Below are 14,186 nucleotides of genomic sequence, written 5' to 3'. Positions count from 1 at the left end.
TTCGAGTCGCTCCGTCTATGTCGCCTCTACGCTCCCTTCATACGCTTCGCCTCCTCATCGTGGGCTGTCTCCTCGTGTCCTTCGCTCCCGAACTTGGGGCGCAGTACCGCCTGCAGCTGACCCCACGCTCCGAGGAAGCCCCCTTGCGCCCTGCCGACCGCACCCAAGCGCTGAGACTCGCCGTGCCTACGGTCTCCTCCCCGCTGACCATAGCACCCCCTACGACCGAAGAGCTTCGTAGTGCCGAGCTCTCCTCTAAAGGGCTTCGCACCTACACCTTCGCTGTGGAGCGATCGATTGCTGAGGCTACGGAGGCTCTGGGGGAACTGCTTCAAGATCCTTCGGGGAACTATGTCTGGCGAGCCGAGATACGTGCGCCCCGAGCGAAGAACATCGGTCTTCGCCTCAGTCGCTATGCCTTGCCCGAGGGAGCAGCCCTCTTTGTCAAAGCCAAGGGAGCGACAGCACGAGGCGCTTTGACCAGTCAGAACAACAGCGCCGACAGCCTCCTGCAGGTCGCCCCGATTGATGCCGAGGCGCTGATCCTCGAGTATGAATATCCCCAAGGTGTAGCTCCCGAGGCTCTTCGCCTGCCCTTCCGAGTGGATGCAGTCTTCTACGGCTTCCGTGACTTCCGTGCTGCTCCCCGTGCAGACTTCGCCCAGCCTGGGGAGCCTTTCTTTGATCACCCTCGGGCCTCGCTCAAATCACTTGCCTGTGCTCCCAATGTCTTGGCTTACCCCGATGCTTGGCAACAGAGTAGGAGTGTCCTCCTGCTCATCGTCGGGGGAACGAGCGCCAGCTCAGGAGTCTTGGTCAATAACACCGCCTCCGATGGCACACCCTACGTCCTGACCTCGTCGCACTGCGTGAACAATCTCTTCCGTCTCCTCGGCAACCATGCTGCCATCCAACGCAATGTAGCTACGACGGTCTTCTTCTTTGGTTTCCAAAGTCCCCTGCAGCGAGGGAATGTCCGAGCTACCGAAGAGCAGAGCCTCAGTGGAGCTTCCCTCTCAGCCTACAACGAGTCTACGGAGATGAGCCTGCTGCGTATCGAAGGCTTACCCAAGCTGAAGAACGGGAAGAAGGGACCGATCCCAGCCTCCTACCAGCCCTATTTCGCTGGGTGGAATATCGAGGCTTCCCCCAAGGGCCCCTTCATCGGGATCCATCACCCTGGGGGCTCTACCAAGCGCTACAATCAGACGGAGGATACCCAGCTAGAGATCCAAGACTACGACCTTACCTATGTCGATAGCCAAGGTAATGTGCAGCACATCTCTTGGACGGATAAGCACTGGTTCGTCCAGCGCTGGGCGATCGGAGTTACTGCTCCAGGCTCCTCGGGATCACCGCTCTTCGACAAGAATGGCCTCATCATCGGAGCCCTGACGGGGGGCATATCTTCGTGCACCAGCCCTGAGGGGGACAGCTATTGGTCGATCAATAGGGCTTGGTCGGTAGGAGGCGGGAACGCCGCATCGCTCAAGCCTTGGCTCGACCCGAAGAATAGCGGGAAGAAGACCTGCGCAGGCTACGATCCTCTTGCTCCGAAGCAGGTGCTACGCTGGAGTCCGATCTACCCCGATCCCAATGCCACCTCCATCGAGTCGATCCATCCTAATCAGCTTCACCAGCCTCGTGCCGGCATCAATGCGCTAGCGAACCAGCTGACCCTGCCGAAGTCCAACGGAGTGAAGGTGCTCGGGGCTTACGTGGTCTTCAAGTCCAACGCCCAGCTAGCAGCGGGGAAGCTCCCCCAGCTACGTGTCGCACTGCAGCCCTTCTCCGAAGAGAAAGGCCTCGGGGCGAAGGTGCTGGAGTTCGCATCGACCTCGTTGGGCTCGTTTGTTCGCTACGACGAGCAAGGGAAGCTCACGACGGGGGCGCGTACCCTTCGCTCTGATACGATTGAGGTCTTCTTCCCTGCGCCTGAGGACTTACAGCTTAGCTTGGCGAAGGGCGAGTACCTCCTCTCTTGCGCCACGGCCGACGGCGTAGATATGCAGCTGCCTCTGCTGGCCTACGATGGCCCAGCCAATAGGCTACGTGGCTGGTCGGCTTGGGTACATCATTTGACCGATGGCTGGGTGCGCAGTGCCCAAGTCCCCGGTGGTGCCTATTGGATCGACCTACTCGTCGAGGCGGATCGGGAGGTTCGTCCGATCAATACCGAGGGCAGTGTCGCCACCAAGATCAAAGCCTACTATTATGCAGGGCAGATCAATGTCGAAGGGGAAGACCTTCGCTATAAGACCTGCCTCATCGATATCTATGATCTCACGGGGAGGCATCATCTGAGCCAGACGATCGCCCCGAGTGGAGGCAGGGCCTCCATCCCCGTATCGCTCCTTCCCGAAGGGCTCTATATCGCCTCGATTCGCCATGAGGGTGCCTCTCTGCACCAAGGCTTCTCGCTGTACTTCTCTCATCGATAGTCTTCATCCTTTCGTCCTATCATCCATACAAGAATAAGATCATGCTTACTCCCTATAAGGACAGCAACGAACCTAAGGTGGATCAGATCCGCCGAATGTTCAACCGCATCGCTCCTAAGTACGACCAACTGAACAAGATCATCTCGCTGGGGCTCGACCGCTCGTGGCGAAGAACCGCCCTGCACATGCTCGCTCCCTATGCACCGAAGAAGGTGCTGGATGTAGCCACAGGTACGGGCGACCTAGCTCTGGAGATGGTACGTACCATCCCCTCGGTCGAACAAGTCGTTGGTATCGATATCTCCGAAGAGATGATGCGTGTCGGGCAGGAGAAGGTCCGTTCGGCAGGCCTAGACCAGCGCATTCACTTCGAGCGTCAGGACTCGACGGCTACGACCTTCGAGGATGCTTCGTTTGATGCAGCGACCATTGCCTTCGGGATTCGTAACTTCTCAGATATCCCTGCCGCAGCACGAGAGTTGCATCGCATCCTGCGCCCCTCGGGGGTCTTGGTCATCGCCGAACTTACGGAGCCAACCAACAAGCTCCTGCACTTACTCTATAAGTTCTATGCTGGCTGCATCCTCCCACGCATCGGGAGCCTCATCGCCAAAGACAAGGAGGCCTATACCTATCTGCCCCAGTCCATCGCCGTGATGCCTCAGCGAGAGAAGATGGTGGAGATCCTACGTGAAGCAGGCTTCACTGAGGCCTTCTACCACAGCATCTACCCAGGCACCTGCACGATCTACGTGGGGATCAATGCTGAGCCCATGCCCGGGCTCCCGAAGGAACCCTTCGAAGATTAGGCGATCGCTCCTCCCACGACAGACAACGGGCCCTTACCTCAGTCGAGGTAAGGGCCCGTTGTATATGCTTGCTCCTAGGGCCTAGGGATAGAGGCTAGAGGGGAAGGTAGACGACCTTCTTGGTCTTGAAGAACTCTTCGCTGAAGGTCGGATAGAGTTCGTGTACCTCGACAATCCGCTTGAAGGGACGGATCTCAGCTTGGAGCTCCCCACCCTTGAGGCAGATAAGTCCGTTGGGCATACCATTGCGGTGCTCGTGGTGGACGAGCTTGCGGGTGAAGCCTACCAGCTCGTCTAGGCGCATGACGGCACGACTGACGACGAAGTCGAAGCGCTCCTGTATCTCCTCGCCACGAGCATGGAGTGTCCGCACGTTCTCTAGCCCAAGCGCCTCAGCGATGGCTGCTGCTACCTTGACCTTCTTGCCGATGCTATCGACGAGGAGGAACTGACATTCGGGGAAGAGGATCGCTAGTGGGATACCAGGGAAGCCGCCACCGGTACCGAAGTCCAGCAGGCTCGTCCCTGGCTTGAAGCGGATCATCTGAGCGATCCCCAGCGAGTGAAGGATGTGGTGCTCATAGAGCGAGTCAATGTCCTTGCGGGAGATGACGTTGATCTGAGCGTTCCAGTGAGGGTACAGCTCCCCAAGCTTTGTGAAGCGATCGAGCTGCTCCTGAGTCAAGTGGGGGAAGTACTTCGATATGAGTTCTACGGAGTCCATAGGGGCTTACGGATGAATGTAGTGATGGAGGAGGGAGCCTGGACGAAGGATGTTCGTCAGTGCTTCGTACGGGATGAAGATCTCGATGATCCCCATGGCGTAGGGAGCGATCTCGTAGGGATTGTAGCAGTAGGTAAGTCCCTTAGCTCCGATGGCGAAGTTGTCGTTGGGGGTGAGATCGCTGACGTAGATCCCCTCGCTCTGCTCCAGCTCTTGGGCGGTCTTCTTGCCGTAGGTCTTCAGCAGGTGGCTCTGGATGATCTTGGTGAGCTCTGTGCTGTATCCGTCGACGAAGAGATCCCCTTCGCTGAGGATGCCCTTGCGCTGCAGATCGATATTGTAGTAGCCCGTACCATGTAGTCCATGGGCAGCGCCTGCGGAATAGGTGTAGAGATCCTTCTGGATGGAGAGGACAAGGCTGTCGCTGTAGAAGATCTTATTCTCTAGGGACAGCTCGCTCTTCATCGTCGCCAGTTCGTCAGGAGTGAAGCCTAGAGAGTCTGCCCCGAAGAGGTATTCACTCTTGACCTCTTCTATGTAGCGCTTCATAGCCTCGCTGGGTAGGAGACGGGCATAGTCTTCGCCGAAGAAGGTCTTACAGAAAACCTGCTGAAGAGCGGTATCGGCCTTGGGATAGAGGAAACGAATGTTGACTTCTACCGAGGACCCAGACTTTGTCTGAGGGAAGTCAAAGTAAGTCGTGGAGATCAAGATAGAGTCCCATTCGGAGGGGTTCTTCCAGCGGTCTTGGACGCTTGTCGAGTCGGCCGCTTCCTTCTTAGAGGAGGAGGTGCACCCATAGCTCCCGAGGCACAGGAAGAGGCCAAGGAATAGGAGCAGGGTGGCAAGAGAATAGATTTTCTTCATCACGTTTGCTTGAGGCGCACTAGGGGGTAGAGCTGTCCTCACGAGGGAGGGAGTACTTGCACCGCTAGTCCTGCAAAGATACATTTACTTAGCGTGATTTAGGGGGAAGTCCCCTAAAAATGCCTTAGTCTGAGCCTCTTCACGCTGCTTCCTCTCTTCCTGAGGCGAGGGGGCTACTCTGGGGGAAGCCCCCTCGCTGATCCGCTACAAAAGACACTCCCCCGAGGGAGGGCTGACTAGCAGCTCTCTCCTCGGGGGAGTACCCATCTAACAACTTAACTAACAACAATCAATTTCGCTCATCGAGCTTAGCGGAAGAGGAGCTTCCCGTCTGCTGCGTCGATGGTGATGACGCTGGAGCGATCGACAGCTCCTGAGAGGATGCTCTTGGAGAGTTCGTTCAGTACCGTATGCTGGATGACACGGCGGACAGGACGAGCTCCGAACTCGGGATCGTAGCCTGCTTCCCCGATCCACTCGACAGCCTCAGGCGTGTATCGAAGTTCGATGCCATTGGACTGCAGCAGTCGAGCCGTAGTATCGAGTTGCATGCGGACGATCTGGTCGATCTCTCCTCGTCTCAGAGGCGTGAAGACGATGGTCTCATCGATACGGTTGAGGAACTCTGGGCGGATCGTCCGCTTGAGGAGCTCCAGCACCAGTTCACGAGTTTCGTCGATAGCTCTCTGCTCTTCGCTAGCGGGGATCGAAGAGAGTCGCTCGCGGATGAGGTCGGAGCCCATATTGCTCGTCATGATGATGATGGTGTTCTTGAAGTTCACCACTCGCCCCTTGTTGTCGGTGAGGCGACCATCATCGAGGACTTGCAGGAGCACGTTGAAGACATCCGGATGCGCCTTCTCTATCTCGTCGAAGAGGACGACGGAGTAGGGCTTGCGGCGGATAGCCTCCGTCAGCTGACCTCCCTCGTCATAGCCGACGTATCCTGGAGGAGCGCCGATCAGACGGGTAGCGGAGAACTTCTCCTGATACTCGCTCATATCGATGCGGGTGAGCATAGTCTCGTCGTCGAAGAGGACTTCGGCGAGCGCCTTAGCTAGCTCCGTCTTCCCGACCCCGGTCGTACCGAGGAAGATGAAGGAGCCGATCGGGCGCTTCGGGTCTTGGAGACCTGCTCGGCTTCGGCGGACGGCATCGGAGACAGCTCGGATGGCTTGCTCCTGACCGATGACTCGCTTGTGTAGTTCTTCCTCGAGGTGAAGGAGCTTCTCCCGTTCGCTCTGGAGCATCTTCCCCACGGGGATACCCGTCCAGCGTGAGACGATGTCGGCGATATCTTCGGCACCCACCTCTTCACGGATGAGCGCACTATCTCCCTGTGCTTCACTTAGCTCGCTCTGGATAGAGGCGATCTCAGCCTCCTTCTCCTTGAGTCGGCCGTAGCGGATCTCCGCTACTCGGCCGTAGTCGCCAGCGTGCTCGGCTTGCTCGGCCTCGAACTTCAGCTGCTCGACCTCTATCTTGCACTGCTGGATGCGGTTGATGAGCTCCTGCTCACGCATCCACTTAGCCTTGTCTCCGGCTTCCTCTTCCTTGAGGGTAGCGATCTCACGGTTGAGCTCTTCGAGTTTGGCTTCGTCGTTCTCCCGACGGATAGCTTCTCGCTCGATCTCGAGCTGAGTGATCCTGCGCCCGATCTCATCTAGATCCTCGGGCAAGGAGTCGATCTGCATCCTCAGACGCGCCGCTGCTTCGTCCATCAAGTCAATAGCCTTGTCGGGGAGGAAGCGGTCGGTGATATAGCGGTCCGAGAGGCGGACAGCGGCGATGATCGCATCGTCCTTGATACGCACCTTGTGGTGGTTCTCATACTTCTCCTTCAGCCCACGGAGGATGGAGATGGAGCTCGCTTCGTCGGGCTCATCGACTAGGACCATCTGGAAGCGACGCTCCAGTGCCTTGTCCTTCTCGAAGTACTTCTGATACTCATCGAGCGTCGTAGCTCCGATGGCACGAAGTTCCCCACGAGCAAGAGCGGGCTTGAGGATGTTAGCGGCATCCATTGCCCCTTCGCTCTTCCCTGCGCCTACGAGGGTGTGGATCTCGTCGATGAAGAGGATGATCTCTCCTTCGCTCTTGGTGACCTCGCCGACGACAGACTTGAGACGCTCTTCAAACTCGCCCTTGTACTTCGCCCCAGCGATCAGTGCTCCCATGTCGAGGGAGTAGACCTGCTTGCTACGGAGGTTCTCGGGTACGTCGCCTCGGACGATGCGGTAAGCCAGCCCTTCGGCGATAGCGGTCTTCCCGACCCCAGGTTCCCCGATGAGGATGGGGTTGTTCTTAGTGCGTCGGGAGAGGATCTGCAGGACTCGGCGGATCTCTTCATCACGGCCGATGACGGGGTCGAGCTTCCCTTCACGGGCTCGCTGACAGAGGTTGATCGCATACTTGCTAAGAGCGTTGTATTGCTCCTCGGCATGCTGTGAAGTGACTCGACCTCCCTTGCGAAGCTCCTCGATGGCCTTACGCAGGTCGGCGACCTGAAGACCGAAGTCGCTCTTCAGCAGGCGTGCCATAGGATTGTCCACCTCGACGAGGGCGAGGAAGAGGTGCTCTAGAGCCACGTACTCATCCTTCATCTCGGTAGCGAGGTCTTCGGCCTTATCTAAGACCTTGTTGGTCTCTTGGCTCAGATAGGGTTCACCACCCGATACTTTGGGTAGGCTAGCAAGCTGCTTCTTCACAGCCTCCTCCAGTCGGGGACGCTGGATAGCGAGCTTGGAGAGGAGGAAGTCCGTGAGACTATCCCCCAGGGAGAGGAGGCTCTCCAAGAGGTGTGCAGGCTCGATGGCCTGATTTCCGCCCTTACGAGCCAGCTCGACGGCGCTCTGCAGGGCTTCCTGAGACTTGATTGTATACTTATTGATATTCATCTTCACTTGGTTTTTGAGGGTGGGCTTCGTTGCCCACACCGAAGGAGGTGCAAAGGATGTGCCGTGGGGGTAACTAGCTGACTTTTAGTCGGATAAGAGCGACAATCTGTCCCGAGAAGCAAGGCTAATCCGACAGAATGTCAGTTGTCGGTAGGGTCTGATCTATGAAGTTTCTTGGCTGCGAAGGCTGATGGCGGGTGATCTGGGCGCTTGCGTCTCGTGTCGTAGACTGATGCGTGTCGCTGCTGTTGGATTTCCAGTAGCGCCTCACTTGAGGCGCTACTGGTACCTTGGGCGAGGCGCTACTGGTGCTCCTAGGGAGGCTCGGGAAGGGGAAAGGAATAGGTGATGTGTCGTGCCGTGGGGAGGAAGTTCGTGGCCTTGGATGAGCGGAAGGGTAGGGTGGGTAAAAACAAAGCACCCCTCGAAGAAGAGCCGAAGCTCTCTCGAGGGGTGCGTATCTTGAGTGAAGGTCGTACTAACTTTTGCGTTTGAGGATGAAGGTCTTCTTAGCATCCGTAGGGTAGAAGATCATCGTCCCCAGCTCCATACTAAGCACCGCATCGGTGGCGAGCTGGGCGAGGATCACCTCAGCCTCCGTGCCCTGGATGATATCTCCGTTGTCCTGCGATAGCTGAGGGCGGTGGAAGTGGACGACACCATTGCGGAAGGTGTAGCTCGAGGTGACCGACACCCAATTGCTACGCTTGTACTCCCTGCGGCCCTTCTCGTTGTAGTACGCTGTATGCTTGCCGAAGCCTACATCGAGGAGGACTTGACCCTTGCGAAGGAAAGTCGCTTGTATATCGATGCTCGTGGAGGAGTGGCTTCCACTGTTTCTGAGATTGGAGAGCGTCCAGACAGTGCCTGTGAGTATATCCTTTGTGTTCTTAGGTTCAGAGGAGCAGGAGCTAAGGCCTAGGCCCAAGAAAAGGAGTAAAAGGAGAGTTGTAAATCGCTTCATTAAGATAATTCTATTATGAATGAATAAGGGCTGCAAAGATAACGTAAAGAGCGGGCTTCGTCCCACATCTACACTACTAACGCTTGATAGATAGCTCTTTGCATAATGGGGGTGAAAGAATACGGGTGTTAAAAAGTGTCTTCACCCCTTTCGCCAAGCGCATTTTAAAGGAAAAATAGGTTAACTTTGCTTTGCCCAAATAGTGCTAATTCTCTAATAAGAATAGGTTTGATTATGAAACTAAAGTACACGCTGCTTGCCTTGGCAGGGATCGCCTCCCTCACGGCTAATGCTCAGACAGCGCAACCAATGGCCTCTGATGCGCCTGCTCACCGCGTGGCTCTCGCTCACCAGCCAGGTGCCAACTACTTCATCTCGCTAGCTGGAGGTGTAGGAGCTATGTTCCTCGAGGGGAACAATAAGCCCGCCCTCACGGACCGTCTCTCATGGACGGCAGCCCTCTCGCTGGGTAAGTGGCACAACCCCTACTATGCTAATCGCCTGAAGTTCGTCGGGGGTGAAAGCTATACCTACAACAACATCAACGGCTTGCGTAGTGATAACTACTTCGTCGGCGGACACCTGGACTTCATGCTGGATGTCGTCAACTACTTCTCGGCCTACAACCCTAGCCGTGTCTTCCACGTTATCCCTTACGTCGGGGTGGGGTATGAACATAAGTTCAACCACACGGACAATACTCTGCACAACACGCACTCCGTGACGGCTAATGGCGGGCTTCAGATCTCCCTGCACGTCGCTCCTCGTGTGAATATCTTCGCCGAGGCAGAAGCGACTTACAGTGGGCTCAACATCCGCTACCACTACGCTCCTGCTTACTCCAACGCACTGCGTCTATCGGCTCTAGCAGGTCTTTCCTTCAACATCGGCCGTCAGGGCTTCACCGCTGTCGAGCCTCTGGATCAGGAGTATCTCGATGGCCTGCACGCTCAGATCAACGCTCTACGTGCTGAGAACGCCGAGCTCTCCAAGCGCCCAGTGAACTGCCCCGATGTAGAGGCTCCCGCTGCGCTTGTCACCGAGAATCGCTTCGTGGCAGATAAGTCGATCCTCTTCGCCCAGGGCAAGGCTACTGTCAGCAAGGACCAGCTTATCACGGTATTCGACGCAGCAGAGTTCGCTAAGAAGCCTGAGTGTGAGCTCATCGTCACGGGTTACGTCGCTAAGAACGAAAGCCGCTACAAGGCGCTTGCTGAGCAGCGAGCTAAGGCAGTGGCTACCCTGCTCACGGAGAAGTATGGCGTATCTGCCGACAAGATCACCGTCGAGTGGAAGGAGGCTGGCGAAGCTCCCTATGGTACTGCTCAGAAGGGCTGGAACCGCGTCGTGATCATCCGCTCTAAGTAATCCCCTAATCACGTGTCAAGACATTCAACAATGAAGACGAGAATAATGACGCTCGCTCTTGCAGCCCTAGCGGCTACAAGCGCTCTGCAGGCTCAGGACGTAGCTCAGAAGCCTGCATACAAGACGGCTTTTGTCAAGGATGGTAAGGCTCATTGGTTCCTCGAAGTCGGGGACGCTGCCGTTATCAGCCTGGCTGCCAACAACCGTGATGTGCACTTCCCTGACCGAGTGAGCCTGCTCAACCCCAGCCTCGCTCTCGGTCGCTGGTCTACCCCTTCCTTCGGGATGCGTCTGCAGCTGCAGGGCGGTAAGCTCTTCGACTACGCTCGCCCCGCAGGACTCTTTGCAGCGCTGCCTACTTCAGGGGGACTCCTCCGTCACGATGTCACCTATGGCTTCGCGCAGTATGACTTCCTCTTCGATGTGGTGAACTTCTTCGCTCCCTACAAGGAAAGCCGTGTCTTCCACCTCATCCCCTTCGTAGGGGTCGGTGCAGGATACAAGCATCAGACCCAGGCAGGAAGCATCAAGGATGAAGAGCATCGCTTCAGTCCTACGGTCGACGCAGGCCTGCAGCTGAAGTTCCGCCTCGCTCGCTGTGTGGACTTCAACCTCGAGGGTAAGGTCACCGCTTCTGACCTAGATCTGCCTTCGCAGACCGACCACGTCAAGTCTGGTACGGACTTCATCGCTCAGGCTGGTGCTTCACTGACCTTCCACCTCGGGCGTAAGGCCTTCGAGCCCATCACTCCTAATGATCCCGCTCTCATCGCTAGCCTCAATGACGAGATCAATGCGCTACGTGCAGAGAATGCCGAGCTCGCTAAGCGCCCCGTCAACTGCCCCGATGTAGAGATCCCCGCTCCTATGACGCAGGTCGTAGGCAACGTCATCTACTTCCGCATCAATAGCGCCGTTATTGACAAGAATCAGGTGATCAATGTCTACAACATCGCTGAGTACGCTAAGAGCAATACCGAGACCATCACCCTCGTCGGCTACGCTGACCGCAAGACGGGTAACCCCGCCTACAACCTCGCCCTCTCCAAGCGCCGTGCTGAAGCCGTCGCAGATATGCTTGTCAAGAAGTACGGCATCTCTCGTGACCGCCTCAAGATAGACTGGAAGGGTGATACGGTGCAGCCCTATGCAGAGAATGTATGGAACCGTATTGTCCTGATGAGCGCAGAATAAGAGTCGCCCATTAGCTAGACATAAAAAGGGGAAAGCCTCGGCCTGCTGGCCGGGGCTTTCCTTCTTATATATCGCTTTTTCTGGGGCTTGTGTCGCCTCCCTCGGGGTATTCCTATTTCCACCCTTTTGGTATTACTTTTTTCATCCTCGTGGGGCTTCTGTTTCCTCGCTCGTCGGGCTTGTATCGCCTCTTCCTTCTCCTTCGTAGCACCTCGCTGAACGCGACTGTTTCGTTTCTTCTTCGGGAGGCATATTCCCTCCCTCGAAGTGGCAGAAGCATGATCGGGTTACTTCCCAGATCTGTATCTTTGTACAAACATTCAAAATCATACGATGGCAGAAATTCCCGTAGCTCCCCAGTACAAGCTGGGCCTCGCTCTAAGTGGCGGTAGCATCAAAGGCTTCGCTCACCTAGGTGTCCTGAAGTACCTTGACGAGGTCGGGTTAGCCCCCGATATCATCGCTGGGACGAGTTCAGGCTCGATCATGGGAGCCTTTTATGCTTCGGGCTACGCTCCCGACGAGATCTTTGAGATCTTCTCGAGTACAGGCTTCATGCAGATGACGCGCCTGACGACAAGCGGTGGAGGCCTCTTCAGTACGACGAACTTCTTTCGCCTGCTGAAGAATAACCTGCGCTACCGCAACCTCGAAGATCTTCCCTTGCCTATGCGTATCGTAGCTACCGACCTAAGTGCTGGCGAGCAACATGTCTTCACCGAAGGTCCACTTGCTAGGATCATCCTTGCCTCAAGCAGTGTACCTATTCTCTTCTGCCCCGTGGAAATCGGGGGAAGAGACTATGTCGATGGCGGGCTGTTTCGCAACTTCCCTGTGACGGTGATCCGAGAGGACTGCGAGCGAGTCATCGGTATGAATCTCGGCCCACTACAAAGCGAAGAGGTCCCTAAGACCATTAAAGCCATCGCCTCACGATCATGGGAACTGGTCTTCCGGCAGAATACCACCCCCGACCGAGAAGCCTGTGACTTCCTTCTCGAGACCACAGAGGTAACCAAGTACGGGATGTTCGAAGTCAGCGCAGCGGCTACACTGATGCAGGTAGGCTACGAACTTGCACGCCGTGAACTCACCCCCCTTATCGCTCCTATCCACTGATCCCCACATGTCCAAGAAACTCATCATCTACTCCGTCCTCACACGTCTATGGGGTAATCCATCCACGGCACGACTCCCCTACGGCACGATCACTGAGAACGGCGCAGGGAAGCTTTCGGCGTTCACCCCCGAGGCTCTCCAGTATATTCGCTCCCTCGGCGCTACACACGTCTGGTTCATCGGCCTGCTGGAGCATGCTACGAAGACCGACTACAGCGCCTATGGCATCAGCCCCGATCATCCCGACACGGTCAAGGGGCAGGCGGGATCGCCTTATGCCGTGAAAGACTACTACGATGTCGATCCTGACTTGGCGGACGATCCCCTTAAAAGACAAGAGGAGCTAGACGCTCTTATCCACCGCACCCACGAGGCTGGCCTTCGGGTGTTGATGGACTTTATCCCCAACCATGTGGCTCGCACCTACCATTCCGACGCTTGTCCTAAGGGTACGGTAGATCTAGGGGCAGCGGATGATCCGAGTCAAGCCTTCTCCACAAGGAATAACTTCTATTACCTCCCCGAGTCAGAACTTATCCTTCCCTTATCCACGAGTTCATCCCCATACCACGAGCGCCCAGCACGTGCTACGGGGAACGACTGCTTCTCCCCTCGACCTTCCATTTGCGATTGGTACGAGACGGTGAAGCTCAATTATGGGGTGGACTACTGTGGCGACGGCTGTCTGCACGCTGATCCTCTGCCCGACACTTGGGTGAAGATGCGGGACATTCTCCTCTACTGGGCAGGTCGAGGTGTCGATGGCTTCCGCTGTGACATGACGGAGCTCGTGCCACCGGAGTTCTGGGCTTGGGCGATCCCCGAGATCAAGGCTCAGTATCCCGAGCTTTGCTTCCTTGCGGAGATCTATCAGCCTCACCGCTACGGGCAGTACCTCGAGGCGGGCTTCGATTACCTCTACGATAAGGTCGGGGTGTATGATTACTTGGTAGCTCTGGGGAAGGGGCAGGCGAATGCCACCGCCTTCACTGGGGTTCGTGACGCTGTGGGAGCCCTGCAGCCTCAGATGTGTTACTTCATGGAGAACCACGACGAGCAGCGTCTTGCCTCCGACTACGTCTTCTCGTCGCCTCGGTTGGGTTTCCTCGCCTCTGCCGTCTCCGCCCTCAGTGGAGGCAACCCCTTCCTCCTATACTTCGGTCAAGAGCTTGGAGAGCAGGGAATGGACGAAGAGGGCTTCAGTGGTCGTGATGGACGTACGACGATCTTCGACTACTGGAGTCTGGAGAGGCTCCAGCGACTTGAGGCTGGTGCCTATACGGGGGCAGGCTTGACGCTCGAAGAGCAGAGCCTCCTCAGAGACTATCGCCTCCTCGGGGCGCTTTCTGCGGAGGAAGCGATTACCTCGGGGGGCTATTACGGCTTGCCCTCCACGGGTGTGGATAAGGCCAGTGTCATCGCCTTTGTCCGCTACTCTTCAGAGAAGCTCTATTTGATCCTAGCGAACTTCTCCGAGCATCCTGCCGAGGCGCTTCTCCCGCTGTCAGAAGACTTCTTCGAGGCGATCCCTTGGCCTGTGGGTACAGCTTTCGGTGTCGTGGATAAGCTGACGGAAGAGGTGGATTACTTAGCCTTCACCCCATGGGCTCCCCTGCGTTTCGCCCTCGAAGGACAAGGGCTCTTGTTGCTGGAGTTGACCCCGCTCCCCGAAGCCCCTACCTGCTAAAGTCCTAGGCCATCCCTATAATTAAAGGGCACGAGCCCCCGAAGGTAAGATCCTTCGGGGGCTCGTGTCGTTTCGGGGAGATGGGGAGGGACGATCCGAAGAGGGAAGAGATGTGC

Annotated in this window: 10 protein-coding genes; 6 read left to right on the top strand and 4 right to left on the bottom strand. The window is 56.6% G+C overall.

Going from position 1 to position 14,186, the window contains the following annotated elements; genetic code table 11:
- Window positions 1-17 precede the first annotated feature (17 nt).
- Window positions 18-2,441 carry a trypsin-like peptidase domain-containing protein gene (locus Q0336_RS04970; protein WP_298526287.1) on the top strand — a complete coding sequence of 808 codons (2,424 nt, stop codon included), beginning with the start codon at window positions 18-20 and terminating at the stop codon, window positions 2,439-2,441.
- Window positions 2,442-2,482: 41 nt separating this feature from the next.
- A complete protein-coding gene (ubiE, locus tag Q0336_RS04965; RefSeq protein ID WP_298526285.1) occupies window positions 2,483-3,250 on the top strand; it encodes a bifunctional demethylmenaquinone methyltransferase/2-methoxy-6-polyprenyl-1,4-benzoquinol methylase UbiE in 768 nt (255 codons plus the stop codon).
- Between the two features lie 94 nt (window positions 3,251-3,344).
- Here the strand turns inward: ubiE and rsmG are convergent, their stop codons facing one another.
- The 4 genes from rsmG to Q0336_RS04945 all read right to left on the bottom strand — a co-directional run bounded on the left by rsmG (window position 3,345) and on the right by Q0336_RS04945 (window position 8,702).
- On the bottom strand, window positions 3,345-3,974 hold the full coding sequence (gene rsmG / locus Q0336_RS04960; protein WP_298526283.1) for a 16S rRNA (guanine(527)-N(7))-methyltransferase RsmG: 630 nt from the start codon (window positions 3,972-3,974) through the stop codon (window positions 3,345-3,347).
- Window positions 3,975-3,980: 6 nt separating this feature from the next.
- Complete coding sequence (locus tag Q0336_RS04955; protein WP_298526281.1) at window positions 3,981-4,841, bottom strand: RsiV family protein; 861 nt, start codon at window positions 4,839-4,841, stop codon at window positions 3,981-3,983.
- 308 nt (window positions 4,842-5,149) lie between these two features.
- On the bottom strand, window positions 5,150-7,738 hold the full coding sequence (gene clpB, locus Q0336_RS04950; protein ID WP_298526279.1) for an ATP-dependent chaperone ClpB: 2,589 nt from the start codon (window positions 7,736-7,738) through the stop codon (window positions 5,150-5,152).
- 478 nt (window positions 7,739-8,216) lie between these two features.
- Window positions 8,217-8,702 (bottom strand): hypothetical protein, encoded by a 486-nt coding sequence (locus Q0336_RS04945; RefSeq protein ID WP_298526277.1) that lies wholly within the window; start codon window positions 8,700-8,702, stop codon window positions 8,217-8,219.
- A 234-nt stretch (window positions 8,703-8,936) separates the two neighbouring features.
- Between Q0336_RS04945 and Q0336_RS04940 the strand changes: the two genes are divergently transcribed.
- The 4 genes from Q0336_RS04940 to Q0336_RS04925 all read left to right on the top strand — a co-directional run bounded on the left by Q0336_RS04940 (window position 8,937) and on the right by Q0336_RS04925 (window position 14,070).
- Window positions 8,937-10,070: an OmpA family protein gene (locus Q0336_RS04940; RefSeq protein ID WP_298526275.1), complete on the top strand. Its 1,134-nt coding sequence runs from the start codon at window positions 8,937-8,939 to the stop codon at window positions 10,068-10,070.
- A 30-nt stretch (window positions 10,071-10,100) separates the two neighbouring features.
- Entirely contained in the window at window positions 10,101-11,264 is a 1,164-nt protein-coding gene (locus tag Q0336_RS04935) for an OmpA family protein (protein ID WP_298526273.1), read from the top strand.
- A gap of 333 nt (window positions 11,265-11,597) precedes the next feature.
- Complete coding sequence (locus Q0336_RS04930) at window positions 11,598-12,383, top strand: patatin-like phospholipase family protein (protein WP_298526271.1); 786 nt, start codon at window positions 11,598-11,600, stop codon at window positions 12,381-12,383.
- A gap of 7 nt (window positions 12,384-12,390) precedes the next feature.
- Window positions 12,391-14,070, top strand: a complete 1,680-nt coding sequence (locus Q0336_RS04925; protein WP_298526269.1) for an alpha-amylase family protein — start codon at window positions 12,391-12,393, stop codon at window positions 14,068-14,070.
- The last annotated feature ends 116 nt before the right edge of the window (window positions 14,071-14,186 follow it).

It is taken from the genome of uncultured Porphyromonas sp., from assembly GCF_938039215.1.
Taxonomy (GTDB): domain Bacteria; phylum Bacteroidota; class Bacteroidia; order Bacteroidales; family Porphyromonadaceae; genus Porphyromonas.
Note: the sequence above shows the minus strand (reverse complement) of the source record. Positions and strands in the feature narration are given on the sequence as shown.

Excerpts from the sequence above, each read along its gene's own strand:
- Q0336_RS04970 (WP_298526287.1), top strand. The coding sequence starts at position 18 with ATGTCGCCTCTACGCTCCCTTCATACGCTTCGCCTCCTCATCGTGGGC.
- ubiE (WP_298526285.1), top strand. The coding sequence starts at position 2,483 with ATGCTTACTCCCTATAAGGACAGCAACGAACCTAAGGTGGATCAGATC.
- rsmG (WP_298526283.1), bottom strand. The coding sequence starts at position 3,974 with ATGGACTCCGTAGAACTCATATCGAAGTACTTCCCCCACTTGACTCAG.
- Q0336_RS04955 (WP_298526281.1), bottom strand. The coding sequence starts at position 4,841 with ATGAAGAAAATCTATTCTCTTGCCACCCTGCTCCTATTCCTTGGCCTC.
- clpB (WP_298526279.1), bottom strand. The coding sequence starts at position 7,738 with ATGAATATCAATAAGTATACAATCAAGTCTCAGGAAGCCCTGCAGAGC.
- Q0336_RS04945 (WP_298526277.1), bottom strand. The coding sequence starts at position 8,702 with ATGAAGCGATTTACAACTCTCCTTTTACTCCTTTTCTTGGGCCTAGGC.
- Q0336_RS04940 (WP_298526275.1), top strand. The coding sequence starts at position 8,937 with ATGAAACTAAAGTACACGCTGCTTGCCTTGGCAGGGATCGCCTCCCTC.
- Q0336_RS04935 (WP_298526273.1), top strand. The coding sequence starts at position 10,101 with ATGAAGACGAGAATAATGACGCTCGCTCTTGCAGCCCTAGCGGCTACA.
- Q0336_RS04930 (WP_298526271.1), top strand. The coding sequence starts at position 11,598 with ATGGCAGAAATTCCCGTAGCTCCCCAGTACAAGCTGGGCCTCGCTCTA.
- Q0336_RS04925 (WP_298526269.1), top strand. The coding sequence starts at position 12,391 with ATGTCCAAGAAACTCATCATCTACTCCGTCCTCACACGTCTATGGGGT.